General features: G+C 60.9%; 12 protein-coding genes, 1 pseudogene and 1 riboswitch. Of the genes and pseudogenes, 9 read left to right on the top strand and 4 right to left on the bottom strand.

The window, feature by feature from the left end:
• Positions 1 to 132: 132 nt before the first annotated feature.
• Positions 133 to 2,274: pseudogene (locus FIV38_RS00690) on the bottom strand (methyl-accepting chemotaxis protein).
• Between the two features lie 217 nt (positions 2,275 to 2,491).
• On the opposite strand from FIV38_RS00690, the gene FIV38_RS00685 reads away from it, so the two are divergent.
• Positions 2,492 to 3,310 (top strand): M48 family metallopeptidase, encoded by an 819-nt coding sequence (locus FIV38_RS00685; protein WP_092238234.1) that lies wholly within the window; start codon positions 2,492 to 2,494, stop codon positions 3,308 to 3,310.
• 115 nt (positions 3,311 to 3,425) lie between these two features.
• Here FIV38_RS00685 and FIV38_RS00680 read toward each other — a convergent pair whose 3' ends face one another.
• The 3 genes from FIV38_RS00680 to FIV38_RS00670 all read right to left on the bottom strand — a co-directional run bounded on the left by FIV38_RS00680 (position 3,426) and on the right by FIV38_RS00670 (position 6,266).
• Positions 3,426 to 4,010: a TMEM165/GDT1 family protein gene (locus tag FIV38_RS00680; RefSeq protein ID WP_029297789.1), complete on the bottom strand. Its 585-nt coding sequence runs from the start codon at positions 4,008 to 4,010 to the stop codon at positions 3,426 to 3,428.
• A gap of 88 nt (positions 4,011 to 4,098) precedes the next feature.
• A riboswitch (yybP-ykoY riboswitch) is annotated at positions 4,099 to 4,220 on the bottom strand.
• Positions 4,221 to 4,270: 50 nt separating this feature from the next.
• A complete protein-coding gene (locus FIV38_RS00675) occupies positions 4,271 to 5,269 on the bottom strand; it encodes a class I SAM-dependent methyltransferase (protein ID WP_029297791.1) in 999 nt (332 codons plus the stop codon).
• Positions 5,270 to 5,300: 31 nt separating this feature from the next.
• Positions 5,301 to 6,266 (bottom strand): 2-hydroxyacid dehydrogenase, encoded by a 966-nt coding sequence (locus tag FIV38_RS00670; RefSeq protein ID WP_092238231.1) that lies wholly within the window; start codon positions 6,264 to 6,266, stop codon positions 5,301 to 5,303.
• An 84-nt stretch (positions 6,267 to 6,350) separates the two neighbouring features.
• Between FIV38_RS00670 and FIV38_RS00665 the strand changes: the two genes are divergently transcribed.
• From FIV38_RS00665 to FIV38_RS00625, 8 genes are all read left to right on the top strand, one after another.
• Entirely contained in the window at positions 6,351 to 6,980 is a 630-nt protein-coding gene (locus FIV38_RS00665; protein ID WP_029297794.1) for a LysE family translocator, read from the top strand.
• A 147-nt stretch (positions 6,981 to 7,127) separates the two neighbouring features.
• Positions 7,128 to 8,810 carry a fatty acid--CoA ligase gene (locus FIV38_RS00660; protein ID WP_092238228.1) on the top strand — a complete coding sequence of 561 codons (1,683 nt, stop codon included), beginning with the start codon at positions 7,128 to 7,130 and terminating at the stop codon, positions 8,808 to 8,810.
• A gap of 335 nt (positions 8,811 to 9,145) precedes the next feature.
• Complete coding sequence (locus FIV38_RS00655; RefSeq protein ID WP_092238225.1) at positions 9,146 to 11,020, top strand: DUF1302 domain-containing protein; 1,875 nt, start codon at positions 9,146 to 9,148, stop codon at positions 11,018 to 11,020.
• Between the two features lie 28 nt (positions 11,021 to 11,048).
• Positions 11,049 to 12,413: a DUF1329 domain-containing protein gene (locus tag FIV38_RS00650; protein WP_029297800.1), complete on the top strand. Its 1,365-nt coding sequence runs from the start codon at positions 11,049 to 11,051 to the stop codon at positions 12,411 to 12,413.
• A 257-nt stretch (positions 12,414 to 12,670) separates the two neighbouring features.
• Positions 12,671 to 15,406: a winged helix-turn-helix domain-containing protein gene (locus FIV38_RS00640; RefSeq protein ID WP_092238222.1), complete on the top strand. Its 2,736-nt coding sequence runs from the start codon at positions 12,671 to 12,673 to the stop codon at positions 15,404 to 15,406.
• A 72-nt stretch (positions 15,407 to 15,478) separates the two neighbouring features.
• Positions 15,479 to 17,668: an OsmC domain/YcaO domain-containing protein gene (locus tag FIV38_RS00635; RefSeq protein ID WP_029297804.1), complete on the top strand. Its 2,190-nt coding sequence runs from the start codon at positions 15,479 to 15,481 to the stop codon at positions 17,666 to 17,668.
• Between the two features lie 12 nt (positions 17,669 to 17,680).
• A complete protein-coding gene (locus FIV38_RS00630) occupies positions 17,681 to 18,325 on the top strand; it encodes an MBL fold metallo-hydrolase (RefSeq protein ID WP_029297806.1) in 645 nt (214 codons plus the stop codon).
• A 166-nt stretch (positions 18,326 to 18,491) separates the two neighbouring features.
• Positions 18,492 to 19,253, top strand: a complete 762-nt coding sequence (locus tag FIV38_RS00625) for a YiaD family glycine zipper/OmpA-like lipoprotein (RefSeq protein WP_029297808.1) — start codon at positions 18,492 to 18,494, stop codon at positions 19,251 to 19,253.
• The last annotated feature ends 32 nt before the right edge of the window (positions 19,254 to 19,285 follow it).

Below are 19,285 nucleotides of genomic sequence, written 5' to 3'. Positions count from 1 at the left end.
AGGCGTTGCGGCAAAGTTGTGTAGATACTTATGGCCATCGCTGGCAAGCCAGCTCTCACATTTGAATGTATTCACACATCACATGTGGGAGCTGGCTTGCCAGCGATGAGGCCCTAAAGTCCACTAAAGCCTTCAGACCTTGAACTGATTGATCAACCGCCGCTGCTGCTCCGCCAACTGGGTCAGCCCCGCGCTCGCGGCACTGGACTCATCGGCACCGCCTGCCACTTCGTTGGCCACCTGGCCGATATTGATCACATTCCGGTTGATGTCCTCGGCCACCGCGCTCTGTTCTTCCGCTGCACTGGCAATCTGCGTGTTCATATCATTGATCACCGATACGGCCTGGGTGATGGTCTCCAGAGCCTGGGCGGCCTTGGCGGCATGGTGCACGCTTTCATCGGTGCGCTGCTGGCTGTCTTCCATGACCCGCACCACGTCCCGCGTGCCTTGCTGCAATTGCTGGATCATGGTCTGGATTTCTTCGGTGGCTTTCTGGGTTTTCTGCGCCAGGTTGCGCACTTCGTCGGCTACTACCGCAAACCCCCGGCCCTGCTCGCCAGCCCGGGCGGCTTCGATTGCGGCGTTGAGGGCCAGCAGGTTGGTCTGCTCGGCAATGCCGCGGATAGCAATCAGGATGGCATTGATGTTTTCGCTGTCCTTGGCCAGGGCCTGGACCACGCCCACTGCCTTGCCGATCTCCAGGGCCAGGGCGCCGATGGACGTGGAGGTGTCGCGCACAATCTGCATGCCCTGGCTCGCGGCCTGGTCTGCGTGGGTGGCAGCCTGGGCGGCCTGGGTGGCATTGCGCGCCACGTCTTGGGCGGTGGCGGTCATTTCGTGCACGGCAGTGGCGACCTGGTCGATCTCGACCATCTGTTTGTGCACGCCCTGGTTGGTGCGGATGGCGATATCGGCGGTGTGCTCCGAGGAGTCGCTGACCTTCTGCACCGAACTGACCACCTGGGTAATCATGCCCTGCAACTTGATCAGGAAGGTGTTGAAGCCCGCCGCAATCGCGCCCAGTTCATCGGCGCGGTCACTGGTCAGGCGGCGGGTCAGGTCGCCTTCGCCCTGGGCGATGTCATTGAGCATCGCCACCATTTGCTTGAGCGGCCGGGCAATGCCGTGGCCCACCAGCCAGATCACCAGCAGGCCGATGCCGGCAATCAACAGGCCGACCATGGTCATGCCGAAAATATCGGTTTTGCGTTGGGCCTCGAGGTCGCCTTGCAGGGTGTGCAGGTCGGCCATGACCGCGCCCAGGGGCAGTTGCAGCATCAGGGTCCAGCGCGCATCGGTCTGGCCGATGTTAAAGGGCAGGAACAACTCGATATGCCCGTTGGCCTGGTCGATGTCGTAGCGCACCTCACCGGTTTTCAGTTGGCCGAGGTTATCCAGTTCATTTTTGTCGAGCAGGTCGCTGGCCTTTTCCCCCAGCTTGCTAGGGTCCTGGGTGTAGGCCACCAGGCGGCCGTTGTTGGAAATCAGTGCCATTTCACCGGCGCCGTTGTAAAGCTTCTGGTCGGCTGCGGTGAGCATTTCCTGGATGAAATTCACCGACAGATCGGCGCCGACGATGCCCTGGAACGCGCCGTCGACCATGATCGGTTCGATAAACGAGGCCAGCATCACCGTGGTGTTGCCCACCCGATAGGGGGCCGGGTCGATGGCGCAGGGCTTCTGGGTTTCCTAGGAGCAGAGGTAGTACTCGCTGGCGCGAATGCCGGTGGAGAGGATTTTCTGGTCAGTCAGGTCGGCGAGTTTTTCCAGGCCCAGGCTGCCGTCCTGGTTGCGGAACCACCAGGGCATGAAGCGCCCGTTGCTGGGTTCTACACCAACGACGGTGGAGTTCAGGTAATGGGCGTCATTGTGGTCGATGGCATTGGGTTCCCAGGCGATATAGGAACCGAGGATTTTCGGGTTGCGCACCACGGTTTCGTGCAGCAGGTTGATCAGTTGTTCACGACTGACCTGCAGCGGGGCGGCGCCGTTTGCGTCTTTCATGCCCATCAGCGCATTGGTGGTGGCCAGGCCTTTGGCGGTCACCAGTGGCGCTTCCAGTTCGCGCTGGATAAGGGTGGCCTGGGTTTGCGCCAATGCCGTAAGACGTTGTTCGATGACTTGCTCAAATTGCGCCTGGGTACGTTGCTGCACCATTTCCTGGGTCCGTGCGCCGGCGAACAGCGCGTACAGCACCAGGGCCGCCACGACGCTCAGGACAATGGCTCCGGCCAATGCCGCGACAGAAAACTGAATCGACTTGAATTTCATGATGGCTCCGGGCGCTGGGGGCATGATCTGCCTTTTTTATATCGGCCACAGGCCCGGCAGACATGAGGCGCTGCCCTGCAAAAGAATCAGGAATGTCGCTTATAGAATGGTCATGGGCGTGGGGGGAGTCTGAAATTAGCGGTTAAGCGTCTGGTGTATCTAGCGCCGATACAGAGGAGGGCCTACGATACGCGCCATGTTTTCAGGGAGAATGTGCATGAAAAAATATTTGGCGTTAACGGCATTGAGCGCAGCCCTGCTGCTCGCCGGTTGCCAGTCGGTCAACACCACCAGCGGCGGTGCCGTGGGTGTGGAGCGCAAGCAGTACATGTTCAGCATGCTGTCGAGCCAGGAAGTCGACCAGATGTACGCGCAGTCGTACCAACAGACCCTGGGCGAAGCCAGTGGCAAGGGCCTGGTGGACAAGACCAGCGCCAACGCCAAGCGCGTGCAGGCCATTGCCAAGCGGCTGATCGCCCAGGCCCCCACCTTCCGCCCGGATGCGGCGCAGTGGAAGTGGGAAGTGAACCTGATCAAGAGCGATGAGATGAACGCCAACTGCGGGCCTGGCGGCAAGATCTTTGTCTACAGTGGGCTGATCGACACGCTCAAGTTGACCGACGATGAATTGGCCGCGGTCATGGGCCATGAAATTGCCCACGCCCTGCGTGAGCATGGCCGTGAAGCCATGTCCAAGGCCTATGGCATCGAGATGGCCAAGCAAGGCGCCGGCGCATTGCTGGGCCTGGGCCAGGACAGCATGGCGCTGGCCGACACCGTGGCCAACTACGGCATGACCTTGCCCAACAGCCGCAGCAATGAAAACGAAGCCGACCTGATTGGCCTGGAACTGTCGGCCCGCGCCGGTTACAACCCGAACGCCGCGATCACGCTGTGGAACAAGATGGCCAAGGCCTCGGAAGGCGCACCGCCTGAATTCATGAGCACCCACCCGGCCTCCAGCAGCCGGATCGCTTCGCTGCAGGCGGCGATTCCCAAGGTGATGCCGCTTTACCAACAGGCCAAGAAGTCCTGATAGCTCGGACTGTGTGAAACGCCAAGTGTGGGGGCTGGCTTGCCTGCGATAGCGGTGTATCAGTTACATATTTATCAACTGAGCCACTGTTATCGCGGGCAAGCCCGCTCCCACATCAGATCCAGCCGCTGCTTTGCATGGCCTTGTACACCGCCACCAGCGCCAGGATGAAGAACGCCGAGGCCGCCAGGCGCCGAATCAGGGTCAGTGGCAGTTTCTCTGCCGCGAAATTCCCCGCCAGAACCACCGGCACGTTGGCAATCAGCATCCCTAAGGTGGTGCCGATAATCACCAGCCACAACTCCGGATATTGCGCCGCCAGCATCACTGTGGCGATCTGCGTCTTGTCACCGATTTCCGCGATAAAGAACGCAATCAGTGTGGTCAGGAACGGCCCGAACTTACGTGAGGTGCTGGCCTCGTCATCGTCGAGTTTGTCTGGCACCAGGGTCCACAAGGCCGTGGCGCAGAAGCTCGCGGCGAGGATCCAGTGCAGCACCGCGTCCGAGAAGAAACTGCCAAACCAGGCGCCCACGGCACCGGCGGCGGCGTGGTTGGCCAGGGTCGCGGCGATGATGCCGGCGATGATCGGCCAGGGTTTGCGAAAGCGTGCGGCAAGAATAAGCGCGAGCAACTGCGTCTTGTCGCCGATTTCGGCCAAGGCAACGATTGCGGTAGGAACGAGAAGTGAATCCAGCATCAGGTAGGTTTCCAGGGGCGGGTCGACACGGCTATGACACGTACAGCCTTCCCGCCCCGGGTAAGGTGTGCGTGTCATAGGTCTTGTCAAACCCCGGTCCGTCTGTGCGGACTCCTGGGTCGCATACGCCATGGTCTGCTGACCAAGTATGTTGACGTATGCCGGACGAGCATGTTGCTCGTGGGAGACTACTCCCCTAGGACGGAGCGGATTCTGCCTTGGCAAAATCCATTCGGCAAGCCTTCTTTTTCAAACGCCCGTCAGCCGCGCTTGGCGCGGTAGATGCGAAAACCCTGGCCCTCAGCCTTGACTGCGCAGACGCCCAGATGCTCTTCGATCAGCGGTTGATACTTCAGGAAGCTATTGGCAACTAGCCGAAGTTCGCCGCCGTTTTTCAGATGTTGGCGTGCTTTTCGCAGCAGGTTTTCCGTTGCGAAATAGTCCGTATGCACCCCGACATGGAACGGCGGGTTGCTCAGAATCGCATCCAGGCCCATGGGCGCGGCGTCGATGCCATCGCCGGTCAGCACGTCGCCTTCCAGGCCATTGGCTTCAAGGGTCAGGCGACTGCTGGCGGTGGCGAAGGCGTCCACATCAAGCAGCGTCACGGTGTTGTGCGGGTAGCGCCGCTTGACCGCCGCACCCAGCACGCCGGCGCCACAGCCGAAGTCCAGCAGATGACCGCTGGGCAGTTTGTCCAGGTGTTCCAGCAACAGTGCGGTGCCGCGATCCAGGCGGCCATGGCTGAACACGCCCGGCAGGCTGACGACCTTGAGCGGGCCGTCGGCCAGTGGCACTTCAAAGACTTGGGCCAGGCTCGCCAGTTCGGGGGCTGGCGGGGCGTCGGCCACGGTAGCCAGCCACAGTTGGCAGTGCCGCGCATTGTCGAGCTTGCGTGGTTTGCCAAAGGCGTTCAGTTGCTTGGCGGCGCTTTCGATGCCGCCGCGTTTTTCGCCTACCAGGTACAGCTCGGCGCCCGGCAGACGGGCGGCCACGGCCTTGAGGATGTAATCAGCCAGGTCCTTGGACTTGGGCAGGAACACCACGGCCGTATCGAATGCGCGATCCGGCACATTCACCCCGAAATGGCTGCGCTCGGCAAACCGTGCATCCAGCGCCGCCTGATCGCCGGCATGCCAGCACCAGCCATGGGCATTGGGCAGCCGCCCCAGCAGGTCGTCGGCGGGCAGGCCGGCCAGCAACACGTTGCCTTGAAAAAGTTCGGCCTGACGAAGCAGTACTTCACTGCGCGGATCCATGGTCTGCTCCCTGAAAAAGGAGCGCAGTTTATCAACTGACGACGCGCTGCGGTGCGCCGCTGAAAAAGCCTCGGGCGTTTTCGGTCAATTGGCCGACGATCCGTTGCCGCGCCTCGCGACTGCCCCAGGCACTGTGGGGGGTGATGATCAGCCGCGGGATGTCGCCGGCCAGCAGTGGGTTGCCGGTGGCCGGCGGTTCGACGCTCAGCACATCGGTGGCCGCGCCGCCCAGATGACCGCCGCGCAAGGCATCGGCCAAGGCTTGTTCATCGATCAGGCCACCGCGTGCGGTGTTGACCACAAACGCGCCCGGCTTGAGCAGCGCCAACTCGCGGGCACCGATAAAGTGACGCGTGTGTTCATTGAGCGGGCAATGCAGGGTCAGGGCGTCGATTTGCGGCAGCAGTTCATCCAGCGGTACCCGATCTGCACGGGCCGGGCGGCCAGGAATGGCTCCCAGCACCACGCGCATACCGAAGGCTTCGGCCAGACGCGCGACGGCGCCGCCCAGTTCGCCGTGGCCGAGTAAACCCAGGGTTTTGCCTTCCAGCTCGACAATCGGGTAATCCAGCAGGCAGAACTGCTTGGCTTGCTGCCACAGGCCGGCGTCGACGTCTTTTTGATAGTCCTTCAGGCGTGTGGCGAGGTTGAGCAGCAGCATGATCGTATGTTGCGCCACCGAGGGCGTGCCGTAGCCCTGGCAGTTACTTACGGTAATACCCTGGGCACGGGCGGCGGCCAGGTCAACGTTGTTGGTGCCGGTGGCGGCGATCAGGATCAGCTTCAGGTCGGGGCAGGCGGCCAGGGTCTGGGCGTTGAGCAGGATCTTGTTACTGATCGCTACCTGGGCACCTTGCAGGCGCTCGACCACCTGGTCCGCCGAGGTCTGCTCGCACAGCTGCAAGTCGCTGAAAACTTCCCGCAACTCGCTGAGGTCAAGGTCCCCCTGGTCCAGGGAAGGGTGATCAAGGAAGACGGCGCGGCGATTGTTCGTCATCAACTGTACCTTTTGCGACAGGGTTCGAAGGCGTAATCTGCCGAGCCTACCAGATGAAATAATCAGTTACTTCTTGGAGTGTGCATGTACCTCACCGAGTTTTTGACCGTGGCGTTGATTCACCTGCTGGCCGTGGCCAGTCCCGGGCCGGACTTTGCCGTGGTGGTACGCGAGAGCGTGACCCATGGCCGGCGCGCGGGTACCTGGACGGCGCTGGGCGTCGGCTCGGCGATTTTCCTGCATGTCGGCTACTCGCTGCTCGGTATCGGCTTGATCGTGTCCCAGTCCATCGTGCTGTTCAACGCCCTGAAATGGGCGGCGGCAGCCTACCTGCTGTACATCGGCTTCAAGGCCCTGCGTGCGCAACCGGCCAAGCCTGCCAGTGAAGAAGACCTGCACCGCGAAGTGGGCGAGCGCACTGCCCGCGGCGCCTTTACCTCGGGCTTTGTGACCAATGGCCTGAACCCCAAGGCCACGCTGTTTTTCCTGTCACTGTTCACCGTGGTGATCAACCCCCACACGCCGCTGGCAATCCAGGCCGGTTATGGCCTGTACCTGGCCGTGGCCACCGCCCTGTGGTTTTGCATGGTGGCAATGCTGTTCAGCCAACAACGCGTGCGCGCCGGCTTTGCGCGCATGGGCCATTGGTTTGACCGGAGCATGGGCGCAGTGCTGATTGCTATCGGTGTAAAAGTGGCCCTCACTGAGCGCTAGGCGCGTCATCGGCTGAATGAATGCTGGCGCAAAGCTAGCATTCATCCCGCTCTGCAAATCATTCCTTCGGCTGATTTGGCCGGCGTGCAAGGTCTCTACAGTGCAAATCCTTTAGCCAAGACCGTGCAGTCATAAAAAGGGATTCGTATGTTGCAGACTCGTGTTATCCCGCCCGCAGAAGGCGCCTACCAATACCCGCTGTTGATCAAGCGCCTGTTGATGTCGGGTGCCCGCTACGAGAAAACCCGGGAAATCGTCTACCGCGACAAGCTGCGCTACACCTACCCGACCCTGATCGAACGTGTCGCCCGCCTGGCCAACGTGCTGACCGCAGCCGGGGTCAAGGCCGGTGATACCGTGGCCGTGATGGACTGGGACAGCCACCGTTACCTGGAGTGCATGTTCGCCATCCCGATGATTGGCGCGGTGATCCACACCATTAACGTGCGCCTGTCGCCGGAGCAGATCCTCTACACGATGAACCACGCCGAAGACCGCTTTGTGCTGGTCAACAGTGAGTTCGTCGGGTTGTACCAGGCCATTGCCGGGCAGTTGACCACGGTCGACAAGACCTTGCTGTTGACCGATGGCGACGAGAAAACCGCCGACCTGCCCAACCTGGTGGGTGAGTACGAAACCCTGTTGGCCGCCGCCAGTCCTCAATACACCTTCGAGGACTTCGACGAGCATTCGGTGGCCACCACCTTCTACACCACCGGCACCACCGGTAACCCCAAGGGTGTGTATTTCACCCACCGTCAGCTGGTGCTGCACACCATCGGCGTGGCGACCATCATGGGCAGCGTCGACAGCGTGCGCCTGCTCGGCACCAACGACGTGTACATGCCGATTACGCCGATGTTCCATGTGCACGCCTGGGGCTTGCCCTATGTGGCGACCATGCTCGGCCTGAAGCAGGTCTACCCGGGCCGCTACGACCCGGAATACCTGGTGGAGTTGTGGCGCAAGGAAAAGGTCACGTTCTCCCACTGCGTGCCGACCATCCTGCAGATGGTGCTTAACGCCAAGGCCGCCCAAGGCGTGGATTTTGGCGGCTGGAAAATCGTGATTGGTGGCAGCGCACTCAACCGTTCGTTGTATGAAGCGGCCAAGGCCCGTGGCATCCAGTTGACCGCAGCCTATGGCATGTCCGAGACCGGGCCGCTGGTGTCCTGTGCCCATCTCAATGAAGAACTGATGGCCGGCAGCGAAGACGAGCGCACGACCTATCGGATCAAGGCCGGTGTGCCCGGGCCGTTGGTGGAAGCTGCGATCATCGACGGGGCTGGCAACTTCCTGCCGGCCGATGGCGAGTCCCAGGGCGAACTGGTGCTGCGTGCGCCGTGGCTTAGCGAAGGCTATTTCAACGAGCCGCAGAAGGGCGCCGAGCTCTGGGAAGGCGGCTGGATGCACACGGGCGACGTGGCCACCCTGGATGCCTTTGGTGTGATCGATATTCGTGATCGCATCAAGGACGTGATCAAGACTGGCGGCGAGTGGATTTCGTCCCTGGCCCTCGAAGACCTGGTCAGCCGTCACCCGGCGGTACGCGAAGTAGCGGTGGTGGGGATTGCCGACCCGCAGTGGGGCGAGCGCCCGTTTGCGCTGTTGGTGGTCCGTGAAGGGCACGGGATTGGCGCCCGTGAACTCAAGGAACACCTCAAGCCGTATGTCGAGCAGGGCCACTTGAGCAAGTGGGCAATCCCCAGTCAGATTGCCATTGTTACGGAAATTCCCAAGACCAGCGTCGGCAAGCTGGACAAGAAGCGTATCCGTATCGACATCGTCGAATGGCAGGCCAATAACAGCACCTTCCTCTCCACGCTCTGACCCTTTGCGCCGTGCCCGTTCGGGCACGGCAATGCTCTATCACAAGCCTTCGCCTTGTCATTTCCCAGATTTGAGCCATCCTCTCTCGCGTCAGCCTTCGCTGACATGGCGAAAGGGCTGTTGCAGACGGGTTGGTGATGCAAATCACACTTTAGAGGGATCAAGCGATACCCCCTGCTGGCTATAGTCCCTCCCAGAGTTTTTCAAGGATGCGGCGCTGCGGTCCTGGGTGGTACGGCGGCTGTCTGGCATTGGAATCGTTGTATTCCGGCCGTTACAAGCGTGTTTGAAAAGGCTCACTGCCATAACAATAAAATGCACATGGAGTAGCGTCGATGACCTCAGTAAATCAGTTCTGGCGCCGGGCGAGATTGCCCCTGGCGGTCAGTCTTGCCTCGACCCTCGCCGGGCCCGCATTCGGCGTCAGTTTCAACATCGGTGAAGTCGAAGGCAGCTTCGACTCATCCCTGTCGGTGGGGGCCAGCTGGAGCACGGCCAAGCCCGATCGCGACCTGATTGGTGTCAACAACGGTGGCAAGGGCCTGTCGCAGACCTCCGATGACGGTCACTTGAACTTCAAGCGTGGGGAGACGTTCTCGAAGATTTTCAAGGGTATCCATGACCTGGAGCTGAAGTACGGCGATACCGGTGTGTTTGTGCGTGGCAAGTATTGGTATGACTTTGAACTCAAGGATGAGAGCCGCGAGTTCAAGGACATCAGCGATCACAACCGCAAAGAGGGCGCCAAGTCTTCTGGCGGGCAGATCCTCGATGCGTTCATCTACCACAACTACTCAATTGCCGATGCGCCGGGTTCGGTGCGGTTCGGTAAGCAAGTCGTGAGCTGGGGTGAAAGTACTTTCATCGGCGGCGGTATCAACTCCGTCAACCCGATCGACGTGTCTGCGTTCCGTCGTCCGGGCGCCGAAATCAAGGAAGGCCTGATTCCGGTCAACATGTTCTACGTGTCGCAATCCTTGACCGATAACCTGTCGGCAGAAGCCTTCTATCAATTGGAATGGGACCAGACGATCACCGACAACTGCGGCACATTCTTCTCCCAGCCCGATGTGATTGCCGACGGCTGCAGCGACAACTTGCGCTTGCTCAGCAAGCGTTCAGTGGTCGCGGCGGGCGGTGGCTTGCCGTTGATGAACGCGTTTGGCGTGAACATCAATGAAGAGGGTGTACTGGTCAAGCGTGGCCCTGATCGCGATGCACGCGACAGCGGTCAGTTCGGCGTGGCCATGCACTACAACTTTGAGCCGCTGGACACTGAGTTCGGTGCTTACTTCATGAACTATCACAGCCGCGCGCCGATTTTCAGCGCCCGGGGCGCCTCTGCGGCGACCTACGCGGCCGCTAACGCGTTGACGACTGTGCCCGGTGCCAGTCAGTTGCGTCCTCTGATTGTGGCCGGCAACTCCAGCTACTTTGTCGAGTACCCGGAGGACATCCGGCTGTATGGCTTGAGCTTCTCCACCACACTGGCAACAGGGACCGCATGGAGCGGTGAGTTGAGCTATCGGCCGAATGCGCCGGTGCAACTCAATACCACCGATATTCTGTATGCGGGCGTAACACCGCTGTTGGGCCTGGGGGCGGCTTCGCCACTCAAAGGCTCTGCTGACCAGGATCTGAACGGCTACCGGCGTAAGGAAGTTACCCAGTTCCAGACGACCTTCACGCACTTCTTCGATCAAGTGATGGGAGCAAGTCGCTTGACGTTGGTCGGTGAAGTGGGTGTGACCCATGTCGGTGGCCTGGAAAGCAGTAACAAAGCGCGTTACGGACGTGACCCGGTGTATGGCCCAGGGCAAGGCGCCCTCTGTGCAACGCTTAACTCCGGCACCATCGCCGGCGCCGGGCCTGGCACCGATGCCAGCAACCGTACCGCCAATTGCAACAACGACGGCTTCACCACCGCCACTTCCTGGGGCTACCGCGGTCGTGCGATCTGGGAATACCCGGATGTCTTCGCTGGTGTGAACCTCAAGCCTAACGTGGCGTGGTCCCATGACGTGAACGGTTACTCGCCAGGTCCTGGCGGCAACTTCGAAGAAGGTCGCAAAGCGGTGAGCCTGGGGCTGGACGCGGAATACCAGAACACCTACACCGCGAGCCTGGCCTACACCAACTTCTTTGGTGGCGACTACAACACGTCGGTTGACCGCGATTTCGTGGCCCTGAGTTTCGGCGCGAACTTCTAAGCACACTGCATTTCAGGAAGACCAGAACATGAAAATAACCAAAAGTCTGTTGCACGTGGGTGTGCTGGGACTGTCGATCATGGCCAGCAGCGTCATGGCGGCCGTCTCGGCGGATGAAGCCGCCAAGCTGGGCACCACGCTGACCCCGATGGGCGCGGAAATGGCCGGCAACGCTGCCGGCACCATCCCCGCCTGGAAAGCCCTGCCAACCAACGCCGGCGCCGTGGATGCCAAGGGCTTCCTGGCCAACCCTTATGCCAGCGAGCAACCGCAGTTCACCATCACCGCGCAGAACGTCGAGCAGTACAAAGACAAGCTGGCGCCGGGGCAGTACGCGATGTTCAAGCGCTACCCCGAAACCTTCAAGATGCCGGTGTACACCACCCATCGCGGCGCCACAGTGCCGGCCGAAGTGTTCGCCTCCATCAAGAAAAACGCCACCAGCACCAACCTGGTAGGTGGCGGTAACGGCCTGGAAAACTTCGAGACCGCGATTCCGTTCCCGATCCCAAAAAGTGGGGTCGAGGTGATCTGGAACCACATCACCCGTTATCGCGGCGGCAGCGTGACGCGTCTGGTGACCCAGGCCACGCCGCAGGCCAACGGCTCGTACAGCCTGGTGTACTTCCAGGATCAGTTCGTGTTCCGCGACAAGATGAAGGACTACGATCCGGCCAATCCGGGCAATATCCTGTTCTACTTCAAGCAGCAAGTGACTGCACCGGCGCGTCTGGCCGGTGGCGTATTGCTGGTACACGAGACCCTGGACCAGGTGAAGGAGCCTCGCGCGGCATGGGTCTACAACGCCGGCCAGCGCCGTGTGCGTCGTGCACCGCAAGTGTCCTATGACGGGCCGGGTACCGCTGCCGATGGCCTGCGGACCTCCGACAACCTCGACATGTACAACGGCGCGCCGGATCGTTACGACTGGAAGCTGGAAGGCAAGAAGGAAATCTACATCGCCTCCAACAGCTACAAGCTCGACGATCCGAAGCTCAAGTACGCCGACATCATCAAGGCCGGCCACATCAACCAGGACCTGGCACGTTATGAACTGCGCCGCGTCTGGCACGTGGTCGCGACCCTGAAGGAAGGCCAGCGTCATATCTACGCCAAACGTGACTTCTATATCGACGAAGACACCTGGCAAGCAGCCGTGATCGACCACTACGACGGTCGTGGCCAACTGTGGCGCGTGGCCGAAGCCCATGGCGAGAACTACTACGACAAGCAAGTGCCGTGGTACGCCCTCGAAACCCTCTACGACCTGCAGTCCGGCCGTTACCTGGCACTGGGCATGAAGAACGAAGAGAAGAAGGCCTATGACTTCGGCTTTACGGCCACTACCAAAGACTTCACCCCGGCAGCCCTGCGCCAAGAGGGTGTTCGCTAACGTGCAGTAAACACGTTGGCCTCTGTAGGAGCTGGCTTGCCAGCGATGGCATCACCTCGGTCTATCTGACATACCGAGGCGATGCCATCGCAGGCAAGCCAGCTCCTACATTTGTTTGGGGGGCCTGAACATCGCTGGTTATTTCTTGTTGTAGTCTTTTTCAGACAAATGTTGCAAAGATCTACAAAGCTGCTGCTTTTAACGCTAGTCTGCCGACATCTGCAATGCCGACCACAGCCTACTACAAGAGCCCGGCGATGACTGATCTGTCCCGAATCCAAGGGCCTGCCAGTGCGGTAATCCCCACGCTGGAAGGGCGCTTCTATCGACCCCCGCTGCCTGATGGCTATGTGCTGCGCCCGCGCCTGTGCGAGCGTTTGAGCGCGGGCCTGGATGGCCGTTTGCTGCTAGTCAGCGCGCCAGCCGGGTTTGGCAAAAGCTCGCTGGCGGTGGAGTTTTGCCAAAGCCTGCCCGATCACTGGCAAAGCCTGTGGCTGGGTCTCAGTTCGCGGGACAGTGATCCGGGACGTTTCCTTGAGCGTCTGCTGGAAGGTCTGCAACAGTATTTCCCGCAGGTAGGCAACCAGGCCCTGGGCCTGTTGAAAATGCGCCAGCGCCATCAACCGTTTGCCTTTGAAGAGTGGCTCGATGGCCTGCTCGATGAACTAACCGTCTGCCTTTCCACCCGCGCGCCCTTGTTGCTGGTGCTGGATGACTATCACCTGGCCCAGGGCCCGGTGCTGGATCGCTGCCTGCAGTTTTTTCTCAACCATTTGCCCGATGGCTTGTTGGTGCTGGTCACCAGCCGCCAGCGTCCCGATTGGCATCTGGCGCGGTTGCGTTTGTCCCGGCATTTGCTGGAGTTGCACGAACAGGACCTGCGCCTGACCAACGATGAATCCCTGGCCTTGCTCGACCGCCATAGCAGCTCGTTGCGCGGTGAGGCACTGGACAACCTGATCCGCCGTAGCGAAGGCTGGGTTGCCGGCCTGCGTTTTTGGTTGCTGGCGGCCTCCGAAGCCGGCAGCGAGGCCGACCTGCCCCAAGGCCTGCATGGTGGGGAAGGGCTGATCCGTGACTATCTGCTGGAAGAGGTGATCGACTGCCTGCCGCCAGAGGTCCAGGCCTTCCTCTATGACACTGCTTCCCAGGAGCGCTTTTGCAGCGAGCTGTGCGACGCCGTGCGCGAGGCCCATGACAGTGCGGAGATCCTGCGTTACCTGCAAGCCCACCAAGTGTTCCTGGTGCCGCTGGACGAGCAGGGCCACTGGTATCGCTATCACCACCTGTTTTCCGATTTGCTGCGCACCCGGCGCTCACCGAACGCGATGCTGCCGGCCGCCAGCCTGCACTTGCGCGCTTGTCGCTGGTTCAATGCCCAGGGCTTGCTCGATGAGGCGGTCGAACAGGCGCTGCGCGCGGGGCATCTGGATGTAGCGGCGAACCTGGTGCAGAACCTCTCCGAAGAGCAACTGCTGGCCGAACAGAACGTCGGCATGCTCCTGCGTTGGAAGATGGACTTGCCCGACAGCCTGTTGATCAGCACGCCACGCCTGATCGTGCTCTACAGCTGGGCACTGGGGCTGGCCTGTCAGTTGGACGCCGCAGAGGAATTGTCCAGCCATCTCAGCCGTTTCTTGCCAGCACCGTCCGCCACGGCGCAGAAGTCGATGCTTGCCCAATGGCTGGCCCTCAGCGGCATCATTGCCCGGGGGCGCGGCAATCGCGAGTTGACCCAGTTGTATTGCAGCGAAGCCCTGGAAAGCCTGCCGCACAAGCGTTACGGCCAGCGCTTGATGTGCCTGTCGACCTTGTCGAACCTAGCCATCGTCGATGCCGACCTGTGGCGCGCGCGGGGCTTGAATCGCGAATCCCTGGAGCTGGCGCAACGCGTCGGCAACCCGCTGTTCGAGGCCCTGGCCCATTACGACCGGGCGCGGGTGCTGCAGGCGCGTGGGGAAATCCTGCGTTCCCTGGAGGAAGTGCGTGACGGCCTGCAACGCTTGCAGGGCCTGGCGTCCCAGCGCCTGTATGCGGTGCGCGCGCGACTTGCGCTGTACGAAGGGTTCCTGTTGTTGATGCGTTGCCAGCCCGAAGCCGGCCTGTTGCGCCTGCGCGCGGGGCTTGCCGAGGCCCGCGCCTGCCGGGATATCAGCGTGCTGATCGGCCACTGTGTCATCGCCAACCTTGAGGGGCGCCGTGGCGACTTCCCCAAGGCCTTTGCCGAACTGGCCGAAGCCGAGCGGCTGATGCATATCTGGGATGTGCCGCCGATTTACTACCTGGCCATGATTACCCTGATCAAATGCGAGTTGTGGCTGGCCCAGGGCCGTACTGACCTGGCCGATGCCTGGCTGGTACGCCTGGGGCAGACCTATAACGGCGACCAGGCAGCGGCGGCCCCGGAGTTTCATCCACATCTGCCGCAACATATCGAATTGCAACAGGCGGCCCTGGAGGCCATTCGTGGTCACTCCGAAAGCGCCCTGCGTCGGCTCGATGCGCTCGCCCGGCAGGCTGAAGGCAAGGGCCAGCAGATGATCGCGGTGATGGCCCTGAACCAGCACACCTTGTTGTTGCTGGATGATGGCCAGGCAGCGTCAGCTCGGCCGGTTTTTGCCCGGGCTCTGCAAATGGCGAGCGGCGGCGCGTTGCAACCCTTCCAGCGCCTGTTGGAGCGTTATCCCGAGTGGATGCGCGAGCAACTCCAAGCGCCGCGTGACTTGCTACGGCAAAGCCTGTGGGCCCTGCTGCCGGCGGTTGCCCCGCGTGAGCCGGTCGAAACCAGCCACTCCAGCGAAACCTTGAGCGCCCGTGAGTTGGCGGTGCTGCAGTTGATCGCCCAAGGGTGCTCCAACCAGGAAATCAGCAACCAGCTGTTTATCTCGCTGCACACCGTCAAGACCCACGCCAGTCATATCAACAGCAAACTGGGGGTCGAGCGCCGCACTCAGGCGGTCGCGCGGGCACAGGAGATGGGGTTGTTGGGGTAAGGGGGAGACTTGCGCTGCAAAAGCCGGATAATGGCGGCCAATTCGTTTGCTCCGCTATTCTGGTAATCCCGCATGGAAATCAAGGTCAATTTTCTCGACAACCTCCGGCTTGAAGCCAAGTTCGATGACTTCACCGTGGTGGCCGACCAGCCGATTCGCTACAAGGGCGATGGCTCGGCCCCCGGTCCGTTCGACTACTTCCTGGCTTCGTCGGCGTTGTGCGCGGCTTACTTTGTGAAGTTGTACTGCAGCACGCGCAATATCCCCACGGACAACATCCGCCTGTCGCAGAACAACATTGTCGACCCGGAAAACCGCTACAACCAGATCTTCAAGATTCAGGTCGAGTTGCCCGCGGATATTTCCGACAAGGATCGCCAAGGCATCCTGCGCTCCATCGACCGCTGCACGGTCAAGAAGGTGGTCCAGGCCGGGCCTGAGTTTGTCATCGAAGAGGTGGAAAACCTCGACGCCGACGCCCAGGCATTGTTGATGCCGGCTTCTGCTTCAGACGCGGGCACCTATATCGCAGGCAAGGACCTGCCGCTGGAGCAGACCATCGCCAACATGTCGGCGATTCTGGCGGGCCTGGGCATGAAGATTGAAATCGCCTCGTGGCGCAATATCGTGCCCAATGTCTGGTCGCTGCACATCCGCGATGCCCATTCGCCGATGTGCTTTACCAACGGCAAGGGCGCGACCAAGGAAGGCGCACTGGCGTCGGCCCTGGGCGAGTTTATCGAACGCCTGAACTGCAACTTCTTCTACAACGACCAGTTCTGGGGCGAAGACATCGCCAACGCGGCGTTTGTGCATTACCCGGACGAGCGCTGGTTCAAGCCGGGCCGCAAAGATGCGCTGCCGCCTGAGATCCTCGACGAGTACTGCCTGAAGATCTACAACCGCGATGGCGAATTGCGTGGTTCGCACCTGATCGACACCAACTCCGGCAACGAGGAGCGTGGCATCGTCTCGCTGCCGTTCGTGCGTCAGTCGGACGGCGAGGTGGTGTATTTCCCCTCCAACCTGATCGAAAACCTGTACCTGAGCAACGGCATGAGTGCCGGTAACACCCTGGCCGAAGCCCAGGTGCAGTGCCTGTCGGAGATCTTCGAGCGCGCGGTGAAACGCGAAATCATCGAAGGCGAATTCGCCCTGCCGGATGTCCCGGCCCACGTGCTGGCCAAATACCCGGGCATCCTCGCCGGTATCCAGGCCCTGGAAGAACAGGGGTTCCCGGTGCTGGTCAAGGACGCCTCCCTGGGCGGCGAATTCCCGGTGATGTGCGTGACCCTGATGAACCCGCGTACCGGCGGGGTGTTTGCCTCGTTCGGTGCCCACCCAAGCCTGGAAGTGGCGCTGGAGCGCAGCTTGACCGAGTTGCTCCAGGGCCGCAGTTTCGAAGGCCTGAATGACTTGCCGCAGCCGACCTTCGAAGGTCATGCGGTCACCGAGCCGAACAACTTTGTCGAACACTTCATCGACTCCAGTGGCGTGGTGTCGTGGCGCTTCTTCAGTGCCAAGTCCGATTACGAATTTGTGGAATGGGACTTCTCTGGCCAGGGCGAAGACTCCAACGCCGAAGAGGCCGCCACGTTGTTCGGCATTCTCGAAGGCATGGGCAAGCAGGTCTACATGGCGGTCTACGAGCATATCGGCGCCAAGGCCTGCCGCATCCTGGTGCCGGACTATTCGGAAATCTATCCGGTTGACGACCTGATCTGGGATAACACCAACAAGGCGTTGTTCTTCCGCGCCGATATCCTGAACTTGCACAGCCTGGATGAGGAAGGCCTGCAAGCGCTGGTCGAGCGCCTGGTGGAAAGCGAGCTGGATGACTACACCGATATCACCACGCTGATCGGCATCGAGTTCGACGACAACACCGCATGGGGCCAGTTGACCATCCTGGAGTTGAAGCTGTTGATCTATCTCGCCCTGCAGCAGTATGAAGAGGCGAAAGAGGCGGTGGAGATGTTCCTGCAATACAACGACAACACCGTCGAGCGCGGCCTGTTCTACCAGGCGGTGAATGCGGTGCTGGAGATGCAACTGGACGAAGACCTGGAGTTGGAAGACTACGAGGCCAACTTCCGCCGGATGTTTGGCAACGAGCGCATGGATGCGGCCATCGGTTCGGTGCAGGGCAGCGTGCGGTTCCATGGCTTGACGCCGACCAGCATGAAGCTCGAAGGCCTGGACCGACACCTGCGGTTGATCGACAGCTACAAGAAACTGCACGCCGCACGGGCCAACAGCTAGAAGGGATTCCTTATGCACGCGACAACTCCCCGACTGATCCGCGAAACCTTTCCCGTCGGCCCATTGCAGTGCAACTGCACGATCATCGGCGACCCGATCAGCAAGAAGGCGATCGTGGTCGATCCGGGCGGCAACCATGAGCTGATCCTGGCGCGCCTGGATGCGCTGGGCTTGAAGGTGGTGAGCATCATTCATACCCATGCGCACCTGGATCACTTCCTGGCTTCCGGCCAATTGAAAGAAAAGACCGGTGCCACGCTGCACCTGCACAAGGAAGATCAGTTCCTGTGGGATAACCTGGAAATGCAGTGCCAGATGTTCGGTGTGCCCTACACTCCGGTGCCGTCGCCGGATCGTTGGCTGGCCGATGATGAGGAGTTGGCCTGTGGCTGTGGCGTGGCTTTGCACACGCCTGGGCATACGCCGGGTTCCATGAGTTTCTGGTTTGCCGATGCCAAGCTGCTGATCGCCGGGGACACCTTGTTCCGGCGCGGGGTAGGGCGTACGGATTTGTGGGGTGGCGACCAGGCAACCATCGTGCGTTCGATCCAGCAGCGCCTGTATACCCTGGACGAAGACGCGACCGTGGTGACGGGGCATGGCCCGGATACGCGCCTGGGGGATGAAATGCGTGAGAATCCGTTCGTCAGGGCGTGAAATCGCGAGGCTCTGCTAGGGTTTAGGTAGCTGCACCGGCCTCCATCTTTTGTTACAGGACAGAGGCCGGTCATGGAATTTTTGCCGTTTGTCGCGTTCCAAACTCGGCACAGGTCCATTGCCAATGTCCTCTGCATCACAGAATGCAAAAGTAGGAGCTTCCTTCATGTTCACTTCGCGTCGTCTGCTTGTTGTTGCTACCGCGGTAGCCCTATTGTCGGGCTGTGCTTCCCCTAATCCTTACGATGGCAGCCAGGGACAGGCGGACAACGGTTCACAAGGCATGAGCAAAACCGCCAAGTACGGCGGCCTCGGCGCGCTGGCGGGTGCGCTGGCCGGTGCGGCCATTGACCATAACAACCGTGGCAAGGGCGCGCTGATCGGCGCAGCAGTGGCGGGTATCGGTGCTGCGGGTTATGGCTATTACGCTGACCAGCAGGAAAAGAAACTGCGCGAAAGCATGGCCAACACCGGCGTCGAGGTGCAGCGCCAGGGTGATCAGATCAAGTTGATCATGCCGGGTAACATCACGTTCGCCACCAACTCCGATGCTATCGCCAGCAGCTTCTATACCCCACTGAATAACCTGGCCGGTTCGCTCAAGCAGTTCAATCAGAACACCATCCAGATCGTCGGTTATACCGACAGCACCGGCAGCCGCCAGCTCAATATGGACCTGTCCCAGCGTCGTGCGCAAAGCGTGGCCAATTACCTGACCTCCCAAGGTGTCAGCCCGACCAACCTGACCACCCGTGGTGCCGGCCCGGATAACCCGATTGCCAGCAACGCCGACGTCAATGGTCGCGCGCAGAACCGTCGCGTGGAGGTCAACCTTGGTCCGATTCCCGGCCAGCAGTATGGCCAGCCGGCGCAGCAACAGCAGCAGAACAACCAGTTCCAGGGCAATCCATACCAGCAGTACCAGTAACCACCAGCCAATAAAAAGGGCGCCGTGCAGTC

It is taken from the genome of Pseudomonas proteolytica (assembly GCF_007858275.1).
In the GTDB taxonomy this organism is placed as follows: Bacteria; Pseudomonadota; Gammaproteobacteria; order Pseudomonadales; family Pseudomonadaceae; genus Aquipseudomonas; species Aquipseudomonas proteolytica.
Note: the sequence above shows the minus strand (reverse complement) of the source record. Positions and strands in the feature narration are given on the sequence as shown.

Excerpts from the sequence above, each read along its gene's own strand:
- FIV38_RS00665 (WP_029297794.1), top strand. The coding sequence starts at position 6,351 with ATGTACCTCACCGAGTTTTTGACCGTGGCGTTGATTCACCTGCTGGCC.
- FIV38_RS00680 (WP_029297789.1), bottom strand. The coding sequence starts at position 4,010 with ATGCTGGATTCACTTCTCGTTCCTACCGCAATCGTTGCCTTGGCCGAA.
- FIV38_RS00650 (WP_029297800.1), top strand. The coding sequence starts at position 11,049 with ATGAAAATAACCAAAAGTCTGTTGCACGTGGGTGTGCTGGGACTGTCG.
- FIV38_RS00670 (WP_092238231.1), bottom strand. The coding sequence starts at position 6,266 with ATGACGAACAATCGCCGCGCCGTCTTCCTTGATCACCCTTCCCTGGAC.
- FIV38_RS00685 (WP_092238234.1), top strand. The coding sequence starts at position 2,492 with ATGAAAAAATATTTGGCGTTAACGGCATTGAGCGCAGCCCTGCTGCTC.
- FIV38_RS00675 (WP_029297791.1), bottom strand. The coding sequence starts at position 5,269 with ATGGATCCGCGCAGTGAAGTACTGCTTCGTCAGGCCGAACTTTTTCAA.
- FIV38_RS00655 (WP_092238225.1), top strand. The coding sequence starts at position 9,146 with ATGACCTCAGTAAATCAGTTCTGGCGCCGGGCGAGATTGCCCCTGGCG.
- FIV38_RS00660 (WP_092238228.1), top strand. The coding sequence starts at position 7,128 with ATGTTGCAGACTCGTGTTATCCCGCCCGCAGAAGGCGCCTACCAATAC.
- FIV38_RS00625 (WP_029297808.1), top strand. The coding sequence starts at position 18,492 with ATGTTCACTTCGCGTCGTCTGCTTGTTGTTGCTACCGCGGTAGCCCTA.
- FIV38_RS00635 (WP_029297804.1), top strand. The coding sequence starts at position 15,479 with ATGGAAATCAAGGTCAATTTTCTCGACAACCTCCGGCTTGAAGCCAAG.
- FIV38_RS00640 (WP_092238222.1), top strand. The coding sequence starts at position 12,671 with ATGACTGATCTGTCCCGAATCCAAGGGCCTGCCAGTGCGGTAATCCCC.
- FIV38_RS00630 (WP_029297806.1), top strand. The coding sequence starts at position 17,681 with ATGCACGCGACAACTCCCCGACTGATCCGCGAAACCTTTCCCGTCGGC.